Consider the following 19,474-nt stretch of genomic DNA (forward strand, 5'->3'; position numbering starts at 1 on the left):
ATGACTGACCAGCCCATCCTGCACGTCGATGGTCTCGGCCACGACGTCGCGTCCCGGACCCTTTGGGACGACCTCGCGTTCACCGTCGCCCACGGAGAAGTCCTCGCGGTTCGCGGGGCGTCGGGGCAGGGCAAGAGCACCCTCTTGCGCTGCCTCGGCGGCTTGCAACAGCCGACACGTGGGAAGGTGCGGATCGGCGGTGAAGAGCTGGGTTCGATCGGCGAGCGGCGGCAGCGATCGCTCCGCCGAGACGTGATCGGCTTCGTCATGCAAGACCATGCGATCGTGCCCGAGTGGTCGGTTCTCCGGAATCTGCGCGTCGTGCGGCCCGAGGGCGTGGGCCGCCAAGCGCTCGACGTGCGGATCGATGAGGCACTCGACGCCGTCGGTCTTGACGGACGGCAGCGTCAGCGAGCGGGTCTGCTCAGCGGCGGCGAGCAGCAACGGGTGGCGCTCGCCCGGGTGCTCGCGCAGCGGCCGAGCTTGGTGCTGGCCGACGAGCCGACGGCCTCGCTTGATGACCGGAGCGCTGCCCGCGTGCGTGCTGGGCTGGACCTGATCCGCGCGCACGGGGGAGCGGTGGTCGTCGCGACGCACGACCCGGGGCTGCTGGAGTGGAGCGGGCGCGAGATCGACCTCGGCTCAGAGACCGCCGAAACGCGTCGGGGCAGCTGAGGAGGTGTTCCGCAGCCCCGCGGACCACGGCGTCGTGTTCGGGACGATGTTGCTGCTCGGCCCCATCGCCGTGGTCGGTGTCGCAGGAGCGGCGGTCCGAGAGTTCGATTTGCCGTCGCTCGTCGTGCTCTGCCTGCTCGTCGGAACGCTGATCTGGATGGCGGTACTCGCCACCAAGACGGCCGCCTTCGTCCAGTGTTCGCCGGAACAGATCACCGTTGGCCTGACGCCCTTTTGGCAGACTCGCTTGGTGCGTCGCGACGTCGTCGAAGTCGCGATCGTGCGGATCGATGCACACGCCGACTACGGCGGATGGGGCATCAAGGGTGCCGTTCGAAGCGCTCGTGGGCGGCTCTACTCGGTGGGCGGGGAAGTTGCCGTCCGATTGGAGATGCGGGACGGGCGAACATTCGTGGTGGTGTTCAAGGACCCGAGGACAGCAGAGTGTGTGCGGCAAGTGCTCTGCGACCGGGACTGAAGACGCTCAGCTGGTCGTCATAGCTGGCCGAAGAGAACCGTCAGCGGCTGCGCGTTGCTCCGCTGCGGACGCCGACCCACAGGCCGTCCCGCGCCCGGGTCATTCCTACGTAGAGCTCGCGGCGCCCTCGCTCTCGGCGCTCTCGTTCGGACTCCGACGGTTCGGCCGGTGCAGCATCGAGCAGTCGTGGATCGACGTGCGAGAGCAGCACCTGCTTGAACTCGAGGCCCTTCGCACGCCTCACCGTCCCCACGCGAACCGCGTCCGAGCTCCGTCCCGCGTACTGCTGCAGAGAGACGGTCGGGACGCCGGCGCTTGCAAGCGCCTGCATGACGTCGTCCGCCTGCCGGTTCGTCGCCGTGAGGATGCCGATGTCACCGTGACCGGTCCCGACGAGTCGAAGGACCTCGGTCAGCCGGTCGAGCATCGCCCGATCGTGATCCGCACGATTGGTGAAGCGCGTCATCGTCGGAGCTTCACCGGAGCGCGACACGTCGGACACCGCGTCACCGACCCCGTCGACGCCCTCGATGTCCACGAACTGGTCGTCCGCCACCATCTCCTTCGCGAACTCGAGGATCTCAGCGGTGTTCCGGTGATTCACGTCGAGCACGACACCGCGTCCGGACAGGCTGATGCCGACCTCGCCGAGCGTGTACCCGCCGGGGTAGATCGTCTGCTGGCCGTCGCCGATGAGCGTCAGGCCGTCGGTCCGGTCACCCACGAGCTGGTGCACCAGCGCGACCATCGCGCACGACAGGTCCTGCGCCTCGTCCACGATGACCGCCTCGTACCGCTCGAGCGGCACCGCGCGGACCGCGTCGCGAGCGAGCAGAACGATGTCCTCCCAGTCGTGCGCCCGTCGCTCGCGCAGCCCGCGCGCGTACGCCTCGTACAGGTCCCAGACGGCTTGCCGCGTCTCCAGCGGGAGCGCGTGCTTGCGCCCGACGCGAGCCAGGTCCGCGTACTCGTCGAACCGCGTCAGGCCGCGGCCTTTGATGACGTGGCTGATCTCGTCTTCCCAGTACGAGCGCGAGAATCGCGACGACCGCAACGGACTGGAGGCGCGGATCGCGTTCCACGCGTCGTCGAACGCAAGCTGGGCCTCCCGTCCAGGAGTGCGGAACGCGATGCCGCGTTCCTTCAACAGGCGCGTGGCGAACGCGTGGACGCCCATGAAGTCGACGCGACCGACCATGTCGGGCGCGAGGCGTTCGAGGAGGGACTCGAGGACCTTCGGCAAAGTGCTGATGTACGTCGTGAACAGCACGCGACCGCCGGTTGCGCGTGCGAGGTACGCGGCGCGGTGCAGGCCGACGACGGTCTTGCCGGTGCCGGCAGCGCCGCGGATGCGTGCCGGGCCGTTGAAGCTGCGGCGGACGAGCTTGGCCTGTGCCGGGTCGAGGAACGCCATCCATTCCTCGATCGGCGCTTCGAGCACGCCGTCTAGGACCTGGTCGGTCAGCTCGTCGTCCGCGGTGTCGACCGTCGGGACGAGTACGTCGGGTTCGCGGGGGAGTACCGGTGCCGGGACGACGACCTGTGGCGGTGTTGCTCCGCCGTCGCCGATCACGGGGAAGTGGTGCAGCATCGCGGCGAGGACCTCGTCGACGCGGGACGCGGACAATCGGGCTCCACGCTTCGTGATGTGGCCGACGAGGTCGTGCGCCCCGATGACATCGACCGAGGCGACGCGAGCGTGCATGCGCTTCTGGCCGGCGAGGGCGGCGACCGCGTGGACCTCGCCGGGCGCCAGGCCCGTGTCCGCCAGAGCTGCCTCGGTGCTGTACGCGAGGTCAGCGAGGCGAGCGATGTCGTCGGTGACGTCCTCTTGGCCGCGGGTGATCCGGTCGCCGTGGACCGCAACCTCGCGCCAGGCCTTCGTGTCGACGATGAAGACGCCGGCGCGGCCGACGACGACCATGTCGACTTGTGCCGTGCGGCTGCCGGGCCAGCGGCGGTCTGCGAGCAGGTGGTAGCCGATGCCGGCGAGGGGGGCGAGGATCCGCGCGGTCTCGCTCTCGGTGCGGTTGGCGATCTCGTAGCGGGCAGCGCGTTGCTCGGCGTCGTCCGCCTGGCGGCGAAGTTCTCTTGCATGGCTGCGCTGGCGGTATGCCTCGACCCCTGCGGATTCTCCGGCCATCGTCATGGTGTTGCCCCTCGAAGGATCCGTTCGTATCGACCGCTCGCCGTCCCCGGAGCGCGCGGTGCTGACTCATCCTCGCGGATGCGACATTGCCTCGAAAGCACCTGTTTTGGGGTGCTCTCGTGTAGTAGCTATTCAGTCGATACGTTACACATCAGTGCGCGGACGATTGCGGGGTTCCGCAGAAGTGCCGAGACGAGTCGTGGACAGTGGTCGCCAGTGTCGAGAAGGACTCGGTTCTGTCTCTAGGATCTCGATGACGGAGGACGCTACATGGACGTACGTGAAACCACCCTGCAGGAACTGCTCGGCGGACCCAAGCAGTACCTGGTGCCGCTCTACCAGCGGCCCTACGCGTGGGAGGTGCGTCAGCGGAAGCGCCTGTGGAGCGACATCCTCGAACTCGCCGAGACCCGCCGGACGAACCCGAGCGCGACGCACTTCATGGGCTCACTCGTGCTCTCGACCGGCGCGATCGTGCCGACCGGCATGGAGTTCCTCGTCGTCGATGGCCAGCAGCGACTGACAACGTTGTCGATCCTGCTGTGCGCGCTCCGGGACTACCTCCGGGTGCACCAGACCGACGCGCCGATGCTTGCCGAGAGCATCCACGAGCAGTACATCGCGGACCGCTTCAAGCCCGGCGACGCCCGACTGAAGCTCTTGCCCACGCAGGCGGATCGCGACTCTTTCCGAGCCGTCGTCGACGGCGCAGTCGGTGCCGATTCCACGTCCGGGGTGGGCGACGCCTACTCGTTCTTCCGTCGCGAGCTCGAGCTCGCCGACGACCCGGACGATCCCCACGACATCGAACGGATCCGCGAGGCCGTCCTCGGCGGTCTGAGCTTCGTGTCCATCACCGCGCGCGACGAAGACAACGTCTACCGGATCTTCGAGTCGCTCAACAACACGGGTCTCCGACTGACGCAGGGTGACCTCGTCCGCAACTACCTGTTCATGCGACTCGGGTCCCGTGGGGAGTCGGTGTACACGTCGTGGTGGCTCCCGATGCAGCGCCGGCTCAGCGTCAACGACCTCGAGCTGATCTTCTGGCTCGACGCCGTCGCAGACGAACCGCTGCTCAAGCAAGGCGACATCTACAGCTACCAGCAGGCGCGGCTCGCCAAGATGGACGACGAGCAGATCCTCGCAGAGATCGAACGCTTCAGCCGTTTGTCCGAGCAGCTCGAGGTGATCCGGGAGCCTTCCCGCGAGCCTGACCCCGGTGTTCGCAAGCACCTGCAGCACCTGGCGGAGTGGGGATCGACGACCACCGTGCCGCTCACCCTTCGGCTCCTCGCACGGCGCGCCGCCGGCGCCAGCAGCACGGAGCACGTCGCGGGCGCGCTCGCAGCAGTCGAGTCCTACATCGTTCGCCGGACCATCGGTGGGCGCTCGGGCCAGGGCCTCAACCGCACCATCCTGCAGGCGTGCGGCGTCCTTGATGATCGACCGGTCGACCAAGTTCTCGTCGACTACTTCTCGACCGGGCGAAAGTACTTCTCGACCGACGACCAGATCCGCGACGCGGTCCGCACCCAGCCGTTCTACCTACGTGGTCTGCGGACCCAGCAGAAGCTGATCCTGAAATGGGTGCAGGAGGAACTCAACGCGAAGGAACCGGTCGACGTCGAGAAGTCGACGATCGAGCACATCTTGCCGCAGACGCTGACCCCAGAATGGCGTGCAGCACTCGATGTCAATCTCGCCGACGACGAGACGGCCGACCTCGTGCACGAGCAGCTCGTGCACTCGCTCGGCAACCTGACGCTGACCGGGTACAACTCCGAGCTCAGCAACCGGCCCTTCCCCTCGAAGCAGGAAGACTTCCGAAAGAGCAGCTTCAGCGGTCTGAACCGGCTTGTCCTCGAAGCCTCGACGTGGGGGCGCGCCGAGATCCTCGCTCGCGGAGAGTGGTTTGCCGAACGGATCGTCGAGCAGTGGGCCGGCCCGAACGAACGGCTGCAGTCATCCGACACCGGCCGCGACTGGTCGCTCGTGCACCAGGCGATCATGGCGATCCCGGCCGGGCACTGGTCGTCGTACGGTGACGTCGCTGCTCTCGTCGGCACGCACCCGGTCCCGCTCGGCGTCCATCTGGCGAGTCACGAAGTCATCGGCGCACACCGGGTGTTGCAGGGCGGCGGCACGATCTCGCCTGGATTCCGTTGGCCAGACCCGTCCGACGAGCGTGACCCTCGAGCGGTCCTGGAAGAAGAAGGGCTGCGATTCTGGACGAACGGCGCTGCTGACGAGGCGGCCCGTCTCTCGACTGCAGCGCTCGCCGAGCGGGTGGGTCTCGGCACCGATGGACTCAATGGGACCGATGCAGTGTCGGATGGCACCTTCATGGGACAGCTCTCCAGCGCGAACCCGCCGACGACCGTTCACGCCGTCTCCGAGCTCTTCGCCGCGTGGAAGGAACTCGGCGGCACTGTCGAGTTCGGGTCGAACCGGGAGAGCAGCGCGTTCATGACGGCACCGCGTCGTTCCGAGGAGGGGCCGTCGCACTGGCCCTTCGCGATCTACCCGATCTCCGGAAGCGTGGAAGTGGTGTTCCAGCACCTACGAGTCCGCCCGCCGTTCGATGACCTCGCGCTGCGGCAGGAGTTCCGTAGCCGCCTCAACGCCGTGCCAGGCATCGACCTCGCCGCCAGCAGGATCGACAAGCGGCCGTCGTTCCCGATCGACGTGCTGACTGCCGCCGCCGCTCGGGAGCAGGTCATCGAAGCCCTGCGATGGTTCGTCGACCAGCTCGTTCCCACCACCCTGAACCCTGAAGGAAGTACCGATGAGTGATGAGCTCCACGACGACGTGCACGGCGACGAGCTGCGGAACGAGGAGACGCCCTCGTCAGCACTCGTCGAGTTCGAGGACGGTCTCGCCATCTTCTTCGGCGCCGAGATCCCGGACGGTCTCGAGGTCGTCCCGTTCTCGTTCATCGACGAGCCGACGCTGCGTGCAGTCTCGACGGCTGTCGGGAACGCTGTCGGTCTCGGAAGCGTCGGCGCGCAGGGTGTCAATGCGGCGATGCAGGCTCAGGGTCTCGTGCGGCTCGCACCGCAGACCCTCGAAGCGCTCAAGACGGCCACGCCGATAGTCAAGGACGGTTGGAACCTCGGGACCCTCGCCAGCGGCGGCGGTTCGTTCACAGCTTCAGTCCGCTGGCTCCCCGCGACCGCGGCAACGACCGCTTCGGTCGTGGCCTCCATGGGGCCCGCGATCACGTTGATGGTCATCCAGTTCCAGCTGAACCAGATCGCCGCCGTCGCCCAGCACAATCTGGAACTGACCTCGAAGGTGCTGCAGGTCGTGCGCCAGGGCCAGTGGTCCGCGGTGACCGGCCACTACGAGACCCTCATCCGCGAACTGCGGCACGCCCGACGGATCGGCGAAGTGACCGACGCCGTCTTCGCTGAGGTGCGCGGCTACCAGGGTGAACTCACGTCGCAGTGGGACGCGAACAAGCATGCCGTTCAGCGGTATGCAGATGAGCTTGAGCGAAAGGTCGGGCACAAGGACCGCCAGCAGTACCTCGCCGACAACGGACAGGCGATCATCGCCGATGTCCAGGCGCTTCTGCTCTCGCAGACATCCTGGTTCGTCTACCAATCCCTCCGCGCCGGCCACCTGTTGCGGAGTGCGAAGACGAACGACGCAGACGCGAAGCTGCTCGACGGATTGGTCACCGACGCCCGTGACCTGCACGAGCAGTCGCTTGCGCAGACGGACGAACTGCTGGAGCAACTCGCTCGTGAATTCGCGATCATCGCCGAACTGCCGGGCAAGCGGACATTCAAGATCGGGGGTACCGCACGAGCGGCGAAGGAGTCGCACATCATGGTCCGTGAGCTCCAAGACGCCCTCGGGCACATCCGCGGCCTCGAGGCGGCCCGCGACCGAGAGCCCCTCGAGCTTCCGTCGTTGCTGGTCTTCGAGGACGACGTTCCCGAGGAGCTCGTGCGGATTCTTCCGTTCCGCCTCCAGCCGGGGGAGCGGGTGCTGGGCCTAGCGGACGTCTCGTTCGACCGGATCACCCTTCCCCGTCTGAGCGACGGTTGGGTTGCGGTCACCGACCGACGCCTGCTTCTGACCAAGCAGGACTCGTTGCGACGGGTTGGCGCGATCGACTCCGAGTTGAGCCTCGCGAACATCCGGTACGTCCGACGTTCGGACGCTCCGGAGCGGCCACCCGTCGTCGAGATCATCACCAAGGATGCGGACGTGACCCTTCGCTTCCCCGCGTGGGCGAAGACGGGTGCAACGCGCCGATCCGCGGCAGAATTCGGGGAGTTGATCGCCAGTTTCATGAACCTGCCTTCCGAGGAGATCCCGGCAGTCAGCCTGCTCGAGATCGCCGCTTCAGATGAAGGTTTGCGCTCGGTTCGAAGCTGATCCACACAGCTGCGCCGACCTGCTGACGCGACTCAACGAGCAGATTCAGGGCCACGATGCCACGGTCGGGCCGTCGTTGCTGATGCGCGGCCTCGTCGGCGCCGGTCTGCACAACGTGTGGCGGTACGTGATCCCGCCACTCCTGGCCGAGCACCATTACGGCGAAGGTGTCGACCTGGAGGCCCGGCGCGGCCTGGCATCGCTATGTCGCCAGGCGACGCCCAACGCTGCGGGCGGGGCCGAATGTGCTTCCGTCGACGGTTGAGCTGCGGGGGGGGGGGCTTGTGCACGCGGCGAGCCGCTCTGACAGCGGGTCACTGGGGTAATAGATGGCCCCCCTCATCCGCCGCCAGCGCTGGACTCGAGCGGTAAGTCAAGCGAGATGCTGGAGTCTACTTCCGGTATTGCACGGGGGGGGTCTGTGACCTCGGACCGACGTGCGCTGACCACGAGCGTGCTCGAACCCTGCCAGTGCCTGAGATCGAACCGTTTGGGCCACCACGAAGAACGAGCACTTCGTCTTAGGCGTGCTCTGGAGAAGCGGCCCCCGAGGTGGACTCGAAGTTTCGGAGGCGCGGTGAGACTGCGGCGTTCAAAGAAGCGACCCTCACGTTGTACCACTCGCTACAGATCCGTAGGACCTCACGCTTTGGCAGATGAATCGGCGAACGGACTGTCAGAGATCAAGCGGGGCCTCCGGAGCTGCGATAGTCGCCGATGGCCTACCACGAAATGTGAAATTCTAAACGCGCCCCGCCGCGACTCGCCGTTGAGTCGAACAAAATGCAAGACATGGGTAAGAATGGAACGTTTAGCGGCGCATGTGCCGCTTTGAGGGGCAACACAGCAGGAGTGTCCACCCGTGGTAAATCACGTCGCCTTCATCTGGAACATCGCCGAGTCCCTCCGCGGCCCGTTCAAGCCCTCCGAGTACGGGTCCGTGGTTCTCCCGTTCACCGTGCTCCGCCGGCTCGACGCCGTCTTGGCCGACACGAAGGCCGCTGTCGTCCAGACTGCGAAGGCGATCGAATCACTCCCCGACATGCTGCAGGACGCCAAGCTCACCGACGAAGCGGGCCACCAGTTCTACAACACCTCCCCCCTCGACCTCGAGAAGCTCGTCGCCGACCCGCAGGACCTCCGAGTAAACATGTCCGCCTACCTGGCCGGATTCTCGGCGAACGTGCGGGACATCTTCGACCGGTTCGAGTTCGACAAGACACTGAACAAGCTGGCCGAGAAAAACAAGCTGTTCGCGGTCACGGAGAAGTTCGCGCAGGCCGACTTCCACCCCCGCACGGTCAGTAACATCCAGATGGGACTCGTGTTCGAGGAACTCATCCGGTTCGCGAACGAGAAATCGAACGAGACCGCCGGCGACCACTACACGCCCCGCGAGGTGATCGCGCTGATGGTGCAGCTGCTGTTCGCCATCGACGACGACGCCCTCGCCAAGTCCAATGTGGTTCGGTCCATCTACGACCCCACGGCCGGCACCGGAGGCATGCTCTCCGTCGCCGACGAGTACCTGCGCACGCTCAACCCCGGTATCCAGCTCAGCCTCTACGGGCAGGACTACAACGACGCCTCGTACGCGATCTGCAAAGCAGACATGGTCATCAAGGGCCAAGACGTCGACAACATCGCCCTCGGCGACACCCTCACCGAAGACGCCTTCGACGACAAGACCTTCGATTACGGCCTTTCCAACCCGCCGTTCGGCGTCGACTGGAAAGACCAACGCGCCGACGTCGACGACGAACACACCAAGCTCGGCTTCAACGGCCGATTTGGCCCCGGCACCCCCGCCGTCAGCGACGGGGCCATGCTGTTCCTGCTGCACCTGGTGTCGAAGATGCGCAAGCCGGAACATGGCGGCTCCCGCATGGCGATCGTCCTCAACGGATCGCCCCTTTTCTCCGGCGGCGCGGGCGGCGGCGAGTCGAACATCCGCAAGTGGCTACTCGACAACGACCTCGTCGAAGCGATCATCGGACTGCCGAAAGACATGTTCTACAACACCGGCATCTCCACCTACATCTGGATCCTCACCAACCGCAAGGAAGGCGACCGGAAAGGCCGGGTGCAACTCCTCGACGGCCGGCAGATGTTCACCAAGCTCCGCAAGGGCCTCGGCTCCAAGCGCAACGAGCTCTCGCCGCAGAACATCGAGACGATCGTCGGCCTGTACGCCGAATTCAAGGACGGGGAGCACTCGAAGATCTTCCGTAATGAGGACTTCCTGTACCGCACCATCACCGTCGAACGCCCCCTCAAACTGAACTGGCACGCGACTTCGGAGCGCATCAATACCCTGTTCGAGGCGAAGGCCGTCCAGAAGCTGAACGAGGCGGATGCCGCAGCTTTGCGTGCCGTGCTCGACCGCCTCGGTACCGACACGGTGTGGAAGAACCGCGCGGCGTTCCACAAGGCGCTGAAGGACGCCGCGAAAGCCGAAGGCCTCGCCTTGCCTGCACCGTTGCTCAAAACCGTTACCACTGAGCTCGGCGAGCAGGACGACTCCGCCGACTCCTGCCCCGACAGTAAGGGCAACCCGGAACCGGACGCGGCGCTCCGCGACACCGAGAACGTGCCATGGGACGAGGATGTCGACGCCTACGTCGCCCGTGAAGTCCTCCCGTACGCGCCCGATGCGTGGGTCGACTACTCCAAGACGAAGGAAGGCGCGGAGATAGCCTTCACCCGCCACTTCTACCAATACCTACCGCCCCGCCCGCTCGAGGAGATCGATCGCGACCTCGACGCCGTCATGGACGACCTCCGGGCGATGCTCACGGCGGTCGAAGCATGACAAGAGAACTCAGTGACTCCGGAGTGGGGTGGCTAGGGGTTACCCCGGCGGCCTGGCCCGTTGTCCCTGCGCGCGCCCTCTTTGGCGAACGCAAACAGAAGAGCTCCGCGACCGACGTGCACCTAACGCCCTCCCAGAAGTACGGTGTGCTGCCGCAGGCCGAGTACATGGAGATCACCGGCAACAAGGTAGTTTTGAACCTCTCGGGCGCTGACAACATGCGGCACGTCGAGGCGGGCGACTACGTCAGCCACCTTCGGAGCTTTCAGGGCGGACTCGAATACTCAGGCATCCCAGGCAAGGTGAGCGCGGCGTATACGGTGCTGAAGCCGAAGGTGGCCCTAGAACCGCGATTCTTCAAGTACCTGTTCAAGAGTGATCTCTACATCCAGGCTCTCCAGACCACGACCGATCAGCTCCGCGACGGGCAATCGATCCGCTACGGGCAGTTCACCCTGATCCCATTGCCCTACCCGGACCTCGATGAACAGCGGGCGATCGCGGACTATCTGGATCGGGAGACGGCGCAGATCGATGCGTTCATCGCGAAGAGTGAGGAGCTCATCGCCCTCCTGGTCGAACGCCGCGCCGCCGTTCTGAGTGCGGCGATGCGGGCGGACTCCGGTCGGATGCGATTGCGCCAAGTGCTCAGCGTGGCGCAGACCGGTCCTTTCGGCACCCAGCTTTCTGCGTCTGAGTACGTCGACAATGGTGTTCCTGTCATCAATCCCAGCCACATTGTGCACGGTGCGATCGCGGCTGACGTCAGTGTGTCGGTGAGAGCCGATCGCGCCCATCAGTTGTCCCGGTTCCGCCTCCGCGCGGAGGACATCGTGCTCGGACGCAAAGGTGAAGTAGACAAGGCTGCCCTTGTCGACGAGGAGAGCGACGGCTACATTTGCGGGTCCGACTCGATGATGCTTCGGCCGGCGAAGAGCATGGTCCATCCGAAGTACTTGTGGTGGTTCCTCCAGTCACCACCGGCGCACGAGCAGCTCGAAAGGTTCGCCGTGGGATCGACTGTTGCGGGTCTTAATCAGCGGACGCTGCGGGCCGTGCAGCTCCCGGTCCCTAGCCTCGACGAGCAGCTGACGGTCACCGAGAATCTGAATCGTGCAACCGCCATCATTGGGCATGCTATGTCTATCGGGAAGCAGAACGTGAAACTCGCAAAGGAACGTCGCGCTGCCCTGATTTCGGCGACTGTGACGGGGAAGATCAATGTGGGAGTGGCTACATGAGTGGGACTGCTGGGGCGCACCTGGAGTCGGTGCTGGAGAACGAGATCGCCGAGTACCTTGCCGCGAACGGCTGGTTGTATTCGTCCACAGACACCGGGTATGACCGGGAACTCGCGTTCTTCCCCGAGGATGTTCTTGGTTGGTTGGAGGAGTCGCAGCCGACCGAATTCGGGAAGGTCGTCCGTGCCACTGACACGGACACTCAGCGTAACGCGGCAGCCCGCAGTATCTTGATCCGGCTGGCGAAGTCGCTCGATCTTGACCCCTTGAAGAACGGTGGGACGATCCGGATCCTGCATGAGGGCTTCTCGATGGTGCCGTTGCATGGGGGTGCGGTGAAGTTCCGGTTAGCGCAGTTTCGGCCGGCGACCACGCAGAACCCGGACACGCTTGACGCGTACGCCAAGATGCGGGTGCGGGTGATGCGGCAGGTGCATTACTCGGTCAAGCATCCAAACAAGGCATTGGACCTGGTGCTGTTCGTCAACGGCGTCCCAGTGGCGACAGTCGAGTTGAAGACGGACTTCACGCAGCCGATCGGGAACGCGGTGAATCAGTACCGGTTCGACAGGTCGACGGCGGGTGAGCCGTTGTTCGGGTTCGCCAAGCGATCTCTCGTGCACTTCGTGGTCTCGAACTCCGAGGTGCGGATGACGACCAAGCTCGCCGGCGCCGCGACCCGGTTCCTGCCGTTCAACAAGGGTGCAGACGAGGGGGCAGGGAACCCCGTGAATCCGACCGGGTCGGCCTCCTCCTACTTCTGGGAGGAGATCCTGCAACGCGACACCTGGCTGCAACTGCTGGGGTCGTTCGTGCACCTGCAGGTCGAGACGGATGTTGACCCGGACACAGGCACGAAGACGAAGACGCAGAGAGTCCTGTTCCCCCGCTACCACCAGTGGCGGGCCGTGACCCGGCTAGTGGAGGCCGCCCGGACGGAGGGGCCAGGCAACCGGTACCTGGTGCAGCACTCGGCAGGGTCCGGGAAGACGAACTCGATCTCCTGGCTCGCCCACCGCCTCGCCCAACTTCACGATGAGCAGAACGAGCGGGTCTTCAACACGGTCGTCGTCGTCACGGACCGCACCGTGCTGGACAAGCAGCTGCAGGACGCGATCGCCCAGTTCGAGAAGCACGCGGAGGTGGTGCAGTCGATCACGAAGGACGGGGGCGAGTCGAAGTCGAAGCAGCTCGCCGCGGCGCTCTCCGGTGGTAAGAACATCGTGATCGTGACAATCCAGTCGTTTGAGGCGCTGATCACCGCAATCCAAACGCTGCCCGAGCTGAAGGGGCGCCGGTTCGCGGTCATCGCCGACGAAGCCCACTCGTCCCAGACCGGGTCGACGGCGGGAGCGCTGACGAAAGTGCTGTCGCCGGACGAGCAGGTGGCGGTCGCGGAAGGCGCCCCGATCGATTCGGACGCGTACCTGCAGTGGGCCATGTCCGTGACCGCGTCCGCGCCAAACCTCTCCTACTTCGCGTTCACCGCCACCCCAAAAGCGAAGACGCTGGAACTGTTTGGCAGCGTGCCGGACGGTGCGGGGCCGGATGCGACGCCGGAACCGTTCGACCTGTACTCGATGCAGCAGGCAATCGAAGAGGGCTTCATCCTCGACGTGTTGCAGAACTACACCCCGTACAAGGTGGCGTGGAAGCTGCAGCACCCCGATAGTGACTACGACGGTGCCGGCGAGGTGGACGAGTCGACCGCGGTGAAGGCGCTGGTGCGGTACGTGCGGTTGCATCCGACGAACATCAGCCAGAAGGCCAAGATCGTCGTCGACCACTTCCACACCTTCGTGCAGCCGCTGCTGGACGGTAAGGCGAAGGCGATGGTCGTCACCGGGTCGCGCATGGAAGCGGTCCGGTGGAAGAAGTACCTCGACACCTACATCTCCGATTCGGGTGTGTTGGGGGTGCGCTCGCTGGTGGCGTTCTCGGGCACCGTCGAGGACCCGGACGACGTCGGTGAGGGGCTGACGGAGCACACGCAGAACCCGGGCGTCCAGGCGGACCTGACGGAGGCGTTCAAGCCGGCCACGTACAACGTGATGATCGTTGCCGAGAAGTTCCAGACCGGGTTTGACCAGCCCCGCCTGGTTGCGATGTACGTCGACAAGAAGCTTGGCGGGGTGCAGGCCGTGCAGACCCTGTCCCGGCTGAACCGCACACACCCGGGCAAGAACAAGACGTTCGTCCTCGACTTCGTCAACGACCCGCAGGAGGTGCTGGACGCGTTCCTGCCCTACTACCGGAAGGCGACGCTCACCACGACGACCGATCCGAACCTGATCTACGACCTCGTGGCGAAGCTCGACTCGGCCGGAATCTACAACATGACCGAGGTCGAGCAGACATTCGACGCCGCGCTCACTGGCGGGCTGAACGTGAATTCGAAGGTGTCGGCCGCGACCGCGCCGGCAGTGGACCGGTTCCAGAAGCGGTGGGTCGCGGCGGTGCTCGATGACGACAAGGTCGAGCAGGATGAACTGCGGCTCTTCAAGGGAGACGTGGGGAACTTCGTGAAGTTCTACGACTTCATTTCCCAAGCCCGCAACCTGGAAGACACCAACCTGCCGCGCCGACACTACTTCTTCCGCCGCATCCTTCCGCAACTCTCGACCGCGACGTTCCTTGAACCGGTCGACATCTCGGACGTGTCCCTCGCTGGCTACAAGATCAGCGCCGGCGAAGCAGTGGAGCTGAACCTCGAGCAGGGGTCCGGGTTGGACCCGATCACCGCGATCGGGTCGGGCGCGATCCACGAGAAGCACCGCAGTGCCCTCGAGGAGATCGTCCAGAAACTCAACGAAAGCCTCGGCGACAAGTACGGCGTGGGCGTCATCGACCTTCAGATGAACCACATCGTCGGCAAGCTCGCGCTGGATGAGGACCTCAAGGGTCAGGCGTCGGTGAACACTGCGCAGCAGTTCGCGGAGTCCCCCGCTCTGCCGAAGGCGTTCACGAAGGCCCTGCTCGGGGTGCGGGACGAGACCCCAGCGTTCATCGACGACCTCTTCACCGACAGCAATCTGTTCGGCGAGCTCGGGAAGGCATTGCCGGCGATGCTTTACGAGTATCTGAAAAGCCCTCCCAAGTCAGACTGAGTGTGGGCGGCAGATAACGATGAACCCCAAGATGCCTGAACACACTCGGCGCAAGGTGCGTCGGCCTGTCCCGCCTTGGATTCTTCCGCATGGTTGCTGCGGACGCGGGCCCGAGTGGTTGCAGAGCCAAGGCACCTGGGTCTACATCCCACCAGTGATCAAGCCGAGGTTGATCGACGCGAAGACACTGCCCGGGCTAACGAGGGGAGACCAAGGGAACCCCCGAACGGGCGATTCAGACAGCACAGCAACATGGTCGTCCCGCGGCAGGTCCCGCAACGTGATCGCCACCTCCCCGCAGTACCTCCCCGCCGACGCCAACTGCACGGTGACCGACCCCGCTGGCCTCGGCTGCCCACCGGCCTCGGGCAACGGCAGCCTGGCGAACCGCTCCCGCGAGTGCTCCAGCCGGATCATGGCCTCGGCTGCATCGGGGCGGTTCCGATCAGGAACCGCCAGCGCCTCGATCACCGCCGGGTGCAGTCCCGGCGCCGCAACACCGTCGAGCACGACGACGTCATCGCGGACGAACGACCCCAATCGCGACCACGAGTGATCGGTCAGCGCCGGATCCCCGACGTACACGTCGTCCACCCCGGCATCGACGAGCGCCACAGCCTGGAACAACGGCGGCATGGTCCGGTGCTCCTCGACGGTCGGCAGCCCCTCGCCGAGTGGCCCACGCCGCACGGAGTCGCCGGCGATGAACGCCCCGACGCGCCAGCCGTACTGCCGAGCAACACCGACCGACGACGACACGGACGCCAGCGCCAGCCCGGTCCACTCCCGCGGGTAGAAGTTGTGGATCAGCTCGACGTCAAGTTCCGCGAACGGCGCCAGATCGGCGGCTCGGAGCGTGCTCGCGTTGAGGGCGATCGGCAGGACGGCGGCGATCGAGAGGATCTCAGGGACCGAGAACCCGAAGTCGATCCGAACTCGAGCCACTCCGATCGACCGCAGGAACTCCCACGGCGAATCACCGAGCAACCGAGCGGTGTTGGGGGAGACGTCGGCGACGACCGACAGCCCTGATGACGCGGCAGCCGACACGATCGCGTTCGCGGCGGCTCGGGCGCCCGACGGGGAGTCCTCCGGGATGTGCAACGAGGTGAACGCGAGCGTCGCACCCGCGGCCGCGGCGGCCTCGAAGGTCGGACCAGCCAGCGGACCGTGCGCCAGGTATGCGCTCGCGCCCAACCGCATCAGCGTGCAGCTCCCACGGAGTCAGCCGGCGTGACCTGCACGTCGAGCGGCGCGTCCGGAGCGACGGGGTCGCCGGACGGCGCAGACGACTGCGCCTCGAGGTCGGCCCGCACCGAGTCGGACACCCCGAACAGCAGCGTTGCCACGAAGCCGACGACGTACGCCACGACGAGGCCCGATCCGTATCCGAGCAGCGCCCATCCGTACCCGGACGAGCCGTTCAGCAGGGGGATGAGCGAGAGGTCCGAGGCGCCGATGGCGATCGCCCCGACGGAGTGGCCGAGCTGGTCGAACAGCCCGACGACACCGCCACCGAACGCGCCGCCGATGCACGCGGTGATGAACGGTCGACCGAGGGGGAGCGTCACACCGTAGATGAGGGGCTCGCCGACACCGAGGAGCCCGGCGGGCAGCGCGCCACGGATCGTGCGGGAGAGGGCCTCGTTGCGACGGAAGCGCATCCAGAGCGCGAGCGCCGCACCGATCTGGCCGGCGCCACCCATCGCGAGGACGGGGAGCAGCACGGTCCAGCCGGTCTGGTCGATCAGGGTGGTGTGGATCGGCGTGAGGGCCTGGTGCATGCCGGTCATGACGAGCGGCAGGAAGAAGCCGCCGAGCACGAAGCCGGCGAACGCACCACCGTTGGCGAGGAGCCAGGTGGCAGCGGTGCCGATCGCGACGGAGACGACACCGGCGACGGACATCAGGATCCCGAGCGTGATCGACCCGGCGACCAGGACGGTCACGGTCGGCACGACGATGAGCGCAATCACGTCGGGAGTCACGCGCCGCATGAACCGCTCGACGTAGGCGGCGAGGATGCCGCCGGCCATGGCGCCGAGCACGCCGCCCTGCCCGGGAGCCAGGGTCTCGCCGAACACGGTCACGTTCGCGACACCGGCCGCGACGATGATGCCGCCGACCGCACCGCCGAGGATGGGCGTGCCGCCGAACTCCTTCGCGGCGTTCATCCCGACGAACACGGCGAGCAGCGACAGGAACCCGGACGAGAGCACACCGAGGAACGGCGTCACTCCCGGCACCCACCCGAGGTTCGTCAGGATGCCGTTGATCCCGGCGATCAGCCCGCAGGCGATCAGGGCGGGGATGAGCGGGATGAAGATCGCGGAGATCTTCCGGATCGCGCGCATGGTGCGACCGTCGGAGCGGGACCGCGCGGTCGCCTTGATGGACGCACCGCGAGCAGCGAGCTCCTCAGGCGACGCACCAGGCCCACCAGCCGCAGCCGGCGGGGCGGCCGCGCGCAGGGCCTCCAGGCCGTCGGCCACGCGGTCGACGAGACCCGGGCCGAGCACGATCTGCAGGCTCGAGCCGGCCGCGATGGCGGCCATGACGCCGTCGGTGGCCTTCAGGTCGTCGAGCGCGACGGACGAGTCGGAGACGACCTCGACCCGCAGGCGGGTCATGCAGTTCTCGACGTCGGCGATGTTCGCGGATCCGCCGACGGCGTCGAGGATCTGCTGGGCGAGTTGCTGTGCATCGGGCATTGCTGTGCTCCTCGGGGGAAAGGAAACGAACGGGGGAACGGGGTCTACAGCACGGCGCGCAACGAGCCAGCAGCAGCATCGAGGTGAGCACGCACGTCGGCAGCCGAGGCGCCGGTCAGGATCACGGCGATGGCGGTCTTCACCTCGCCGTCCGAGGCTTCGAGCGCTGCCTGGACCTCAGCGGGGGGCGCGCCGGTGACGTCCTGCACGAGCGAGAACGCCCGGGCGACGAGCTTCGCGTTCGTCGCCCGCACGTCGACCATGCGGTTGCCGTACGTCTTGTGGCTGCGCACCATCGCGAGCGTGGTGAGCATGTTCAGGACGAGCTTCTGCGCGGTGCCCGCCTTCAGGCGGGTCGATCCGGCGATGAACTCGGGGCCGACGACGACGTCGATGGCGATGTCGGCCTCCCGCCCCGCGGCCGAGTCGGGGTTGCACGCGACGGAGACCGACAGGGCGGAGCGGCGCCGGGCCTCCAGGATGGCTGCGATGACGTAGGGCGTCCTGCCGGACGCGCTGATCCCGACGACCACGTCGTCGGCCGTCAGGCCGAGTGCGTCGAGGTCCCGGACGGCCGCTGCTTCGTCGTCCTCCGCGCCCTCCACCGCGGTGGTCAGGGCAGGGTCGCCGCCGGCGATCACGCCGACCACCTGGCTCGGGTCGGTACCGAAGGTGGGCGGGCACTCGCTGGCGTCGAGGACGCCGAGCCGGCCCGGCGTCCCGGCGCCGACGTAGACGAGCCGGCCGCCGCGCGCGAACGCTGCGGCGATCGAGTCTGCCGCCAGGGCGATGGCCGGGAGGCACGGCTCCAGTGCCGCAGGCACGCTGCGGTCTCCGGCGTTCATGCGCTGAGCAGCTTCCAGCGTGGAGATCGTGTCGATGTCGTCCAGCGAGTGGTCGGTCGCCTCGGTGGTGAGGGCGGCGAGTTCGTCGCGGAGGGCGTCGTGGGTTTCGTGCGTCTGGTTCATGGTGGTGCTCAGTTCCGGTGGTGGGTGCGGACGGCGTCGCGGCTGCGGGCGAGGAGCGGCTGGGAGCGCTCGTCGGTGCGCTGCGCGACGACGATGAACAGGGTGTCGACGATGGCGAGCTGGCTCATCCGGCTGCCCATGGCCGCGGGGCGCAGGGCGCTCTCGGCACCGGCGACACCGAGCAGGACGTGGTCGGCGGTGGTGGCGAGCGGGGCGGAGGCGTGGCCGGTGATCGCGACGATCGTGGCGTGCTGGGTGCGGGCGGCGTGGGCGACCTCGAGGGTCTCGACGGTGGAGCCCGAGTGGCTGACGAGCACCAGGACGTCGTGCTCGCCGATGACGCTCGCCAGGGTCAGGGCGTTGTGCGGGTCGTCGGCGATCGAGCTCACGATGCCGATGCGTTCGAGCTTGAGGTGCAGGTCGCGGGCGACGATGCCGCTCGCGCCGACGCCGTACAGGACGACGCGGCGGGCACTGCTCACGGCTGCGGCCGCTGCTTCGAGGGCGTGCGGGTCGAGTGCGGCGCGGGTGTCGGCCATCACCGCGCGGACGTCCTCGGTGACCTTCGCGATGACGGTGGCGACGTCGTCGTCGACCGCGACACCGGCGTGGATCTCGGTGGATTCACGCTCGTGGATCCCGCGTTCAACGGCCCGGGTCATGCTCCGCTGCAGGGCGGCGAAGTTCGCGAAGCCCAGGTGCTGGGCGAAGCGGGAGACCGTGGCGGGGGAGACCCCGGCTCGGCCGGCGAGGTCGGTGGCGTTCGTGGTGGCCGCGGCTGCCGGGTCGTCGAGGACGGCGTCGGCGATGGCACGCATGCTCGACGGCATGCTCGCCGACTGGGTCCGGACGAGGGCGAAGGCGTCGGCGCGCTCGGACCGCTCGGATCGCTCGGGCCGCTCGGGCCGCTCGGTGATCGTCATCCCGCCATGAAAGCGCC

Annotated in this window: 13 protein-coding genes; 8 read left to right on the forward strand and 5 right to left on the reverse strand. The window is 66.6% G+C overall.

Features of this window, described 5'->3' with window-relative positions; translation table 11 throughout:
* A complete protein-coding gene (locus DEJ11_RS06635; protein WP_181440892.1) occupies window positions 1-675 on the forward strand; it encodes an ABC transporter ATP-binding protein in 675 nt (224 codons plus the stop codon).
* Window positions 676-679: 4 nt separating this feature from the next.
* Window positions 680-1,153, forward strand: coding sequence for a hypothetical protein (locus DEJ11_RS06640; RefSeq protein WP_111105058.1), 474 nt, complete (start codon window positions 680-682; stop codon window positions 1,151-1,153).
* Window positions 1,154-1,193: 40 nt separating this feature from the next.
* Here DEJ11_RS06640 and DEJ11_RS06645 read toward each other — a convergent pair whose 3' ends face one another.
* Window positions 1,194-3,302, reverse strand: coding sequence for a nuclease-related domain-containing DEAD/DEAH box helicase (locus DEJ11_RS06645; protein WP_220038345.1), 2,109 nt, complete (start codon window positions 3,300-3,302; stop codon window positions 1,194-1,196).
* Window positions 3,303-3,572: 270 nt separating this feature from the next.
* Between DEJ11_RS06645 and DEJ11_RS06650 the strand changes: the two genes are divergently transcribed.
* From DEJ11_RS06650 to DEJ11_RS06675, 6 genes are all read left to right on the forward strand, one after another.
* Window positions 3,573-6,098, forward strand: a complete 2,526-nt coding sequence (locus DEJ11_RS06650; protein WP_111105057.1) for a GmrSD restriction endonuclease domain-containing protein — start codon at window positions 3,573-3,575, stop codon at window positions 6,096-6,098.
* A complete protein-coding gene (locus tag DEJ11_RS06655; RefSeq protein ID WP_111105055.1) occupies window positions 6,091-7,695 on the forward strand; it encodes a hypothetical protein in 1,605 nt (534 codons plus the stop codon). The genes DEJ11_RS06650 and DEJ11_RS06655 overlap by 8 nt, the downstream gene beginning before the upstream one ends.
* Complete coding sequence (locus DEJ11_RS06660; RefSeq protein ID WP_146250104.1) at window positions 7,667-7,960, forward strand: hypothetical protein; 294 nt, start codon at window positions 7,667-7,669, stop codon at window positions 7,958-7,960. Before DEJ11_RS06655 ends, DEJ11_RS06660 begins: the two co-directional genes overlap by 29 nt.
* Before the next feature lie 597 nt (window positions 7,961-8,557).
* Complete coding sequence (locus tag DEJ11_RS06665; RefSeq protein ID WP_111105053.1) at window positions 8,558-10,507, forward strand: type I restriction-modification system subunit M; 1,950 nt, start codon at window positions 8,558-8,560, stop codon at window positions 10,505-10,507.
* 167 nt (window positions 10,508-10,674) lie between these two features.
* Window positions 10,675-11,748 carry a restriction endonuclease subunit S gene (locus DEJ11_RS06670; protein WP_181440891.1) on the forward strand — a complete coding sequence of 358 codons (1,074 nt, stop codon included), beginning with the start codon at window positions 10,675-10,677 and terminating at the stop codon, window positions 11,746-11,748.
* Window positions 11,745-14,855, forward strand: a complete 3,111-nt coding sequence (locus DEJ11_RS06675) for a type I restriction endonuclease subunit R (protein ID WP_111105048.1) — start codon at window positions 11,745-11,747, stop codon at window positions 14,853-14,855. The genes DEJ11_RS06670 and DEJ11_RS06675 overlap by 4 nt, the downstream gene beginning before the upstream one ends.
* A gap of 141 nt (window positions 14,856-14,996) precedes the next feature.
* Here DEJ11_RS06675 and DEJ11_RS06680 read toward each other — a convergent pair whose 3' ends face one another.
* Genes DEJ11_RS06680 through DEJ11_RS06695 form a run of 4 tightly spaced genes read right to left on the reverse strand, consistent with a single transcriptional unit; the run spans window position 14,997 to window position 19,457 of the window.
* Entirely contained in the window at window positions 14,997-16,052 is a 1,056-nt protein-coding gene (locus DEJ11_RS06680) for a MupG family TIM beta-alpha barrel fold protein (protein ID WP_181440890.1), read from the reverse strand.
* A 5-nt stretch (window positions 16,053-16,057) separates the two neighbouring features.
* Complete coding sequence (locus DEJ11_RS06685; protein ID WP_111105044.1) at window positions 16,058-17,566, reverse strand: PTS transporter subunit EIIC; 1,509 nt, start codon at window positions 17,564-17,566, stop codon at window positions 16,058-16,060.
* Between the two features lie 44 nt (window positions 17,567-17,610).
* Complete coding sequence (gene murQ / locus DEJ11_RS06690) at window positions 17,611-18,534, reverse strand: N-acetylmuramic acid 6-phosphate etherase (RefSeq protein ID WP_111105042.1); 924 nt, start codon at window positions 18,532-18,534, stop codon at window positions 17,611-17,613.
* 8 nt (window positions 18,535-18,542) lie between these two features.
* Entirely contained in the window at window positions 18,543-19,457 is a 915-nt protein-coding gene (locus DEJ11_RS06695; protein WP_181440889.1) for a MurR/RpiR family transcriptional regulator, read from the reverse strand.
* Window positions 19,458-19,474 lie beyond the last annotated feature (17 nt).

Origin of the sequence: Curtobacterium sp. MCLR17_058 (genome assembly GCF_003234705.2) — a bacterium.
GTDB classification, from domain to species: Bacteria; Actinomycetota; Actinomycetes; order Actinomycetales; family Microbacteriaceae; genus Curtobacterium; species Curtobacterium flaccumfaciens.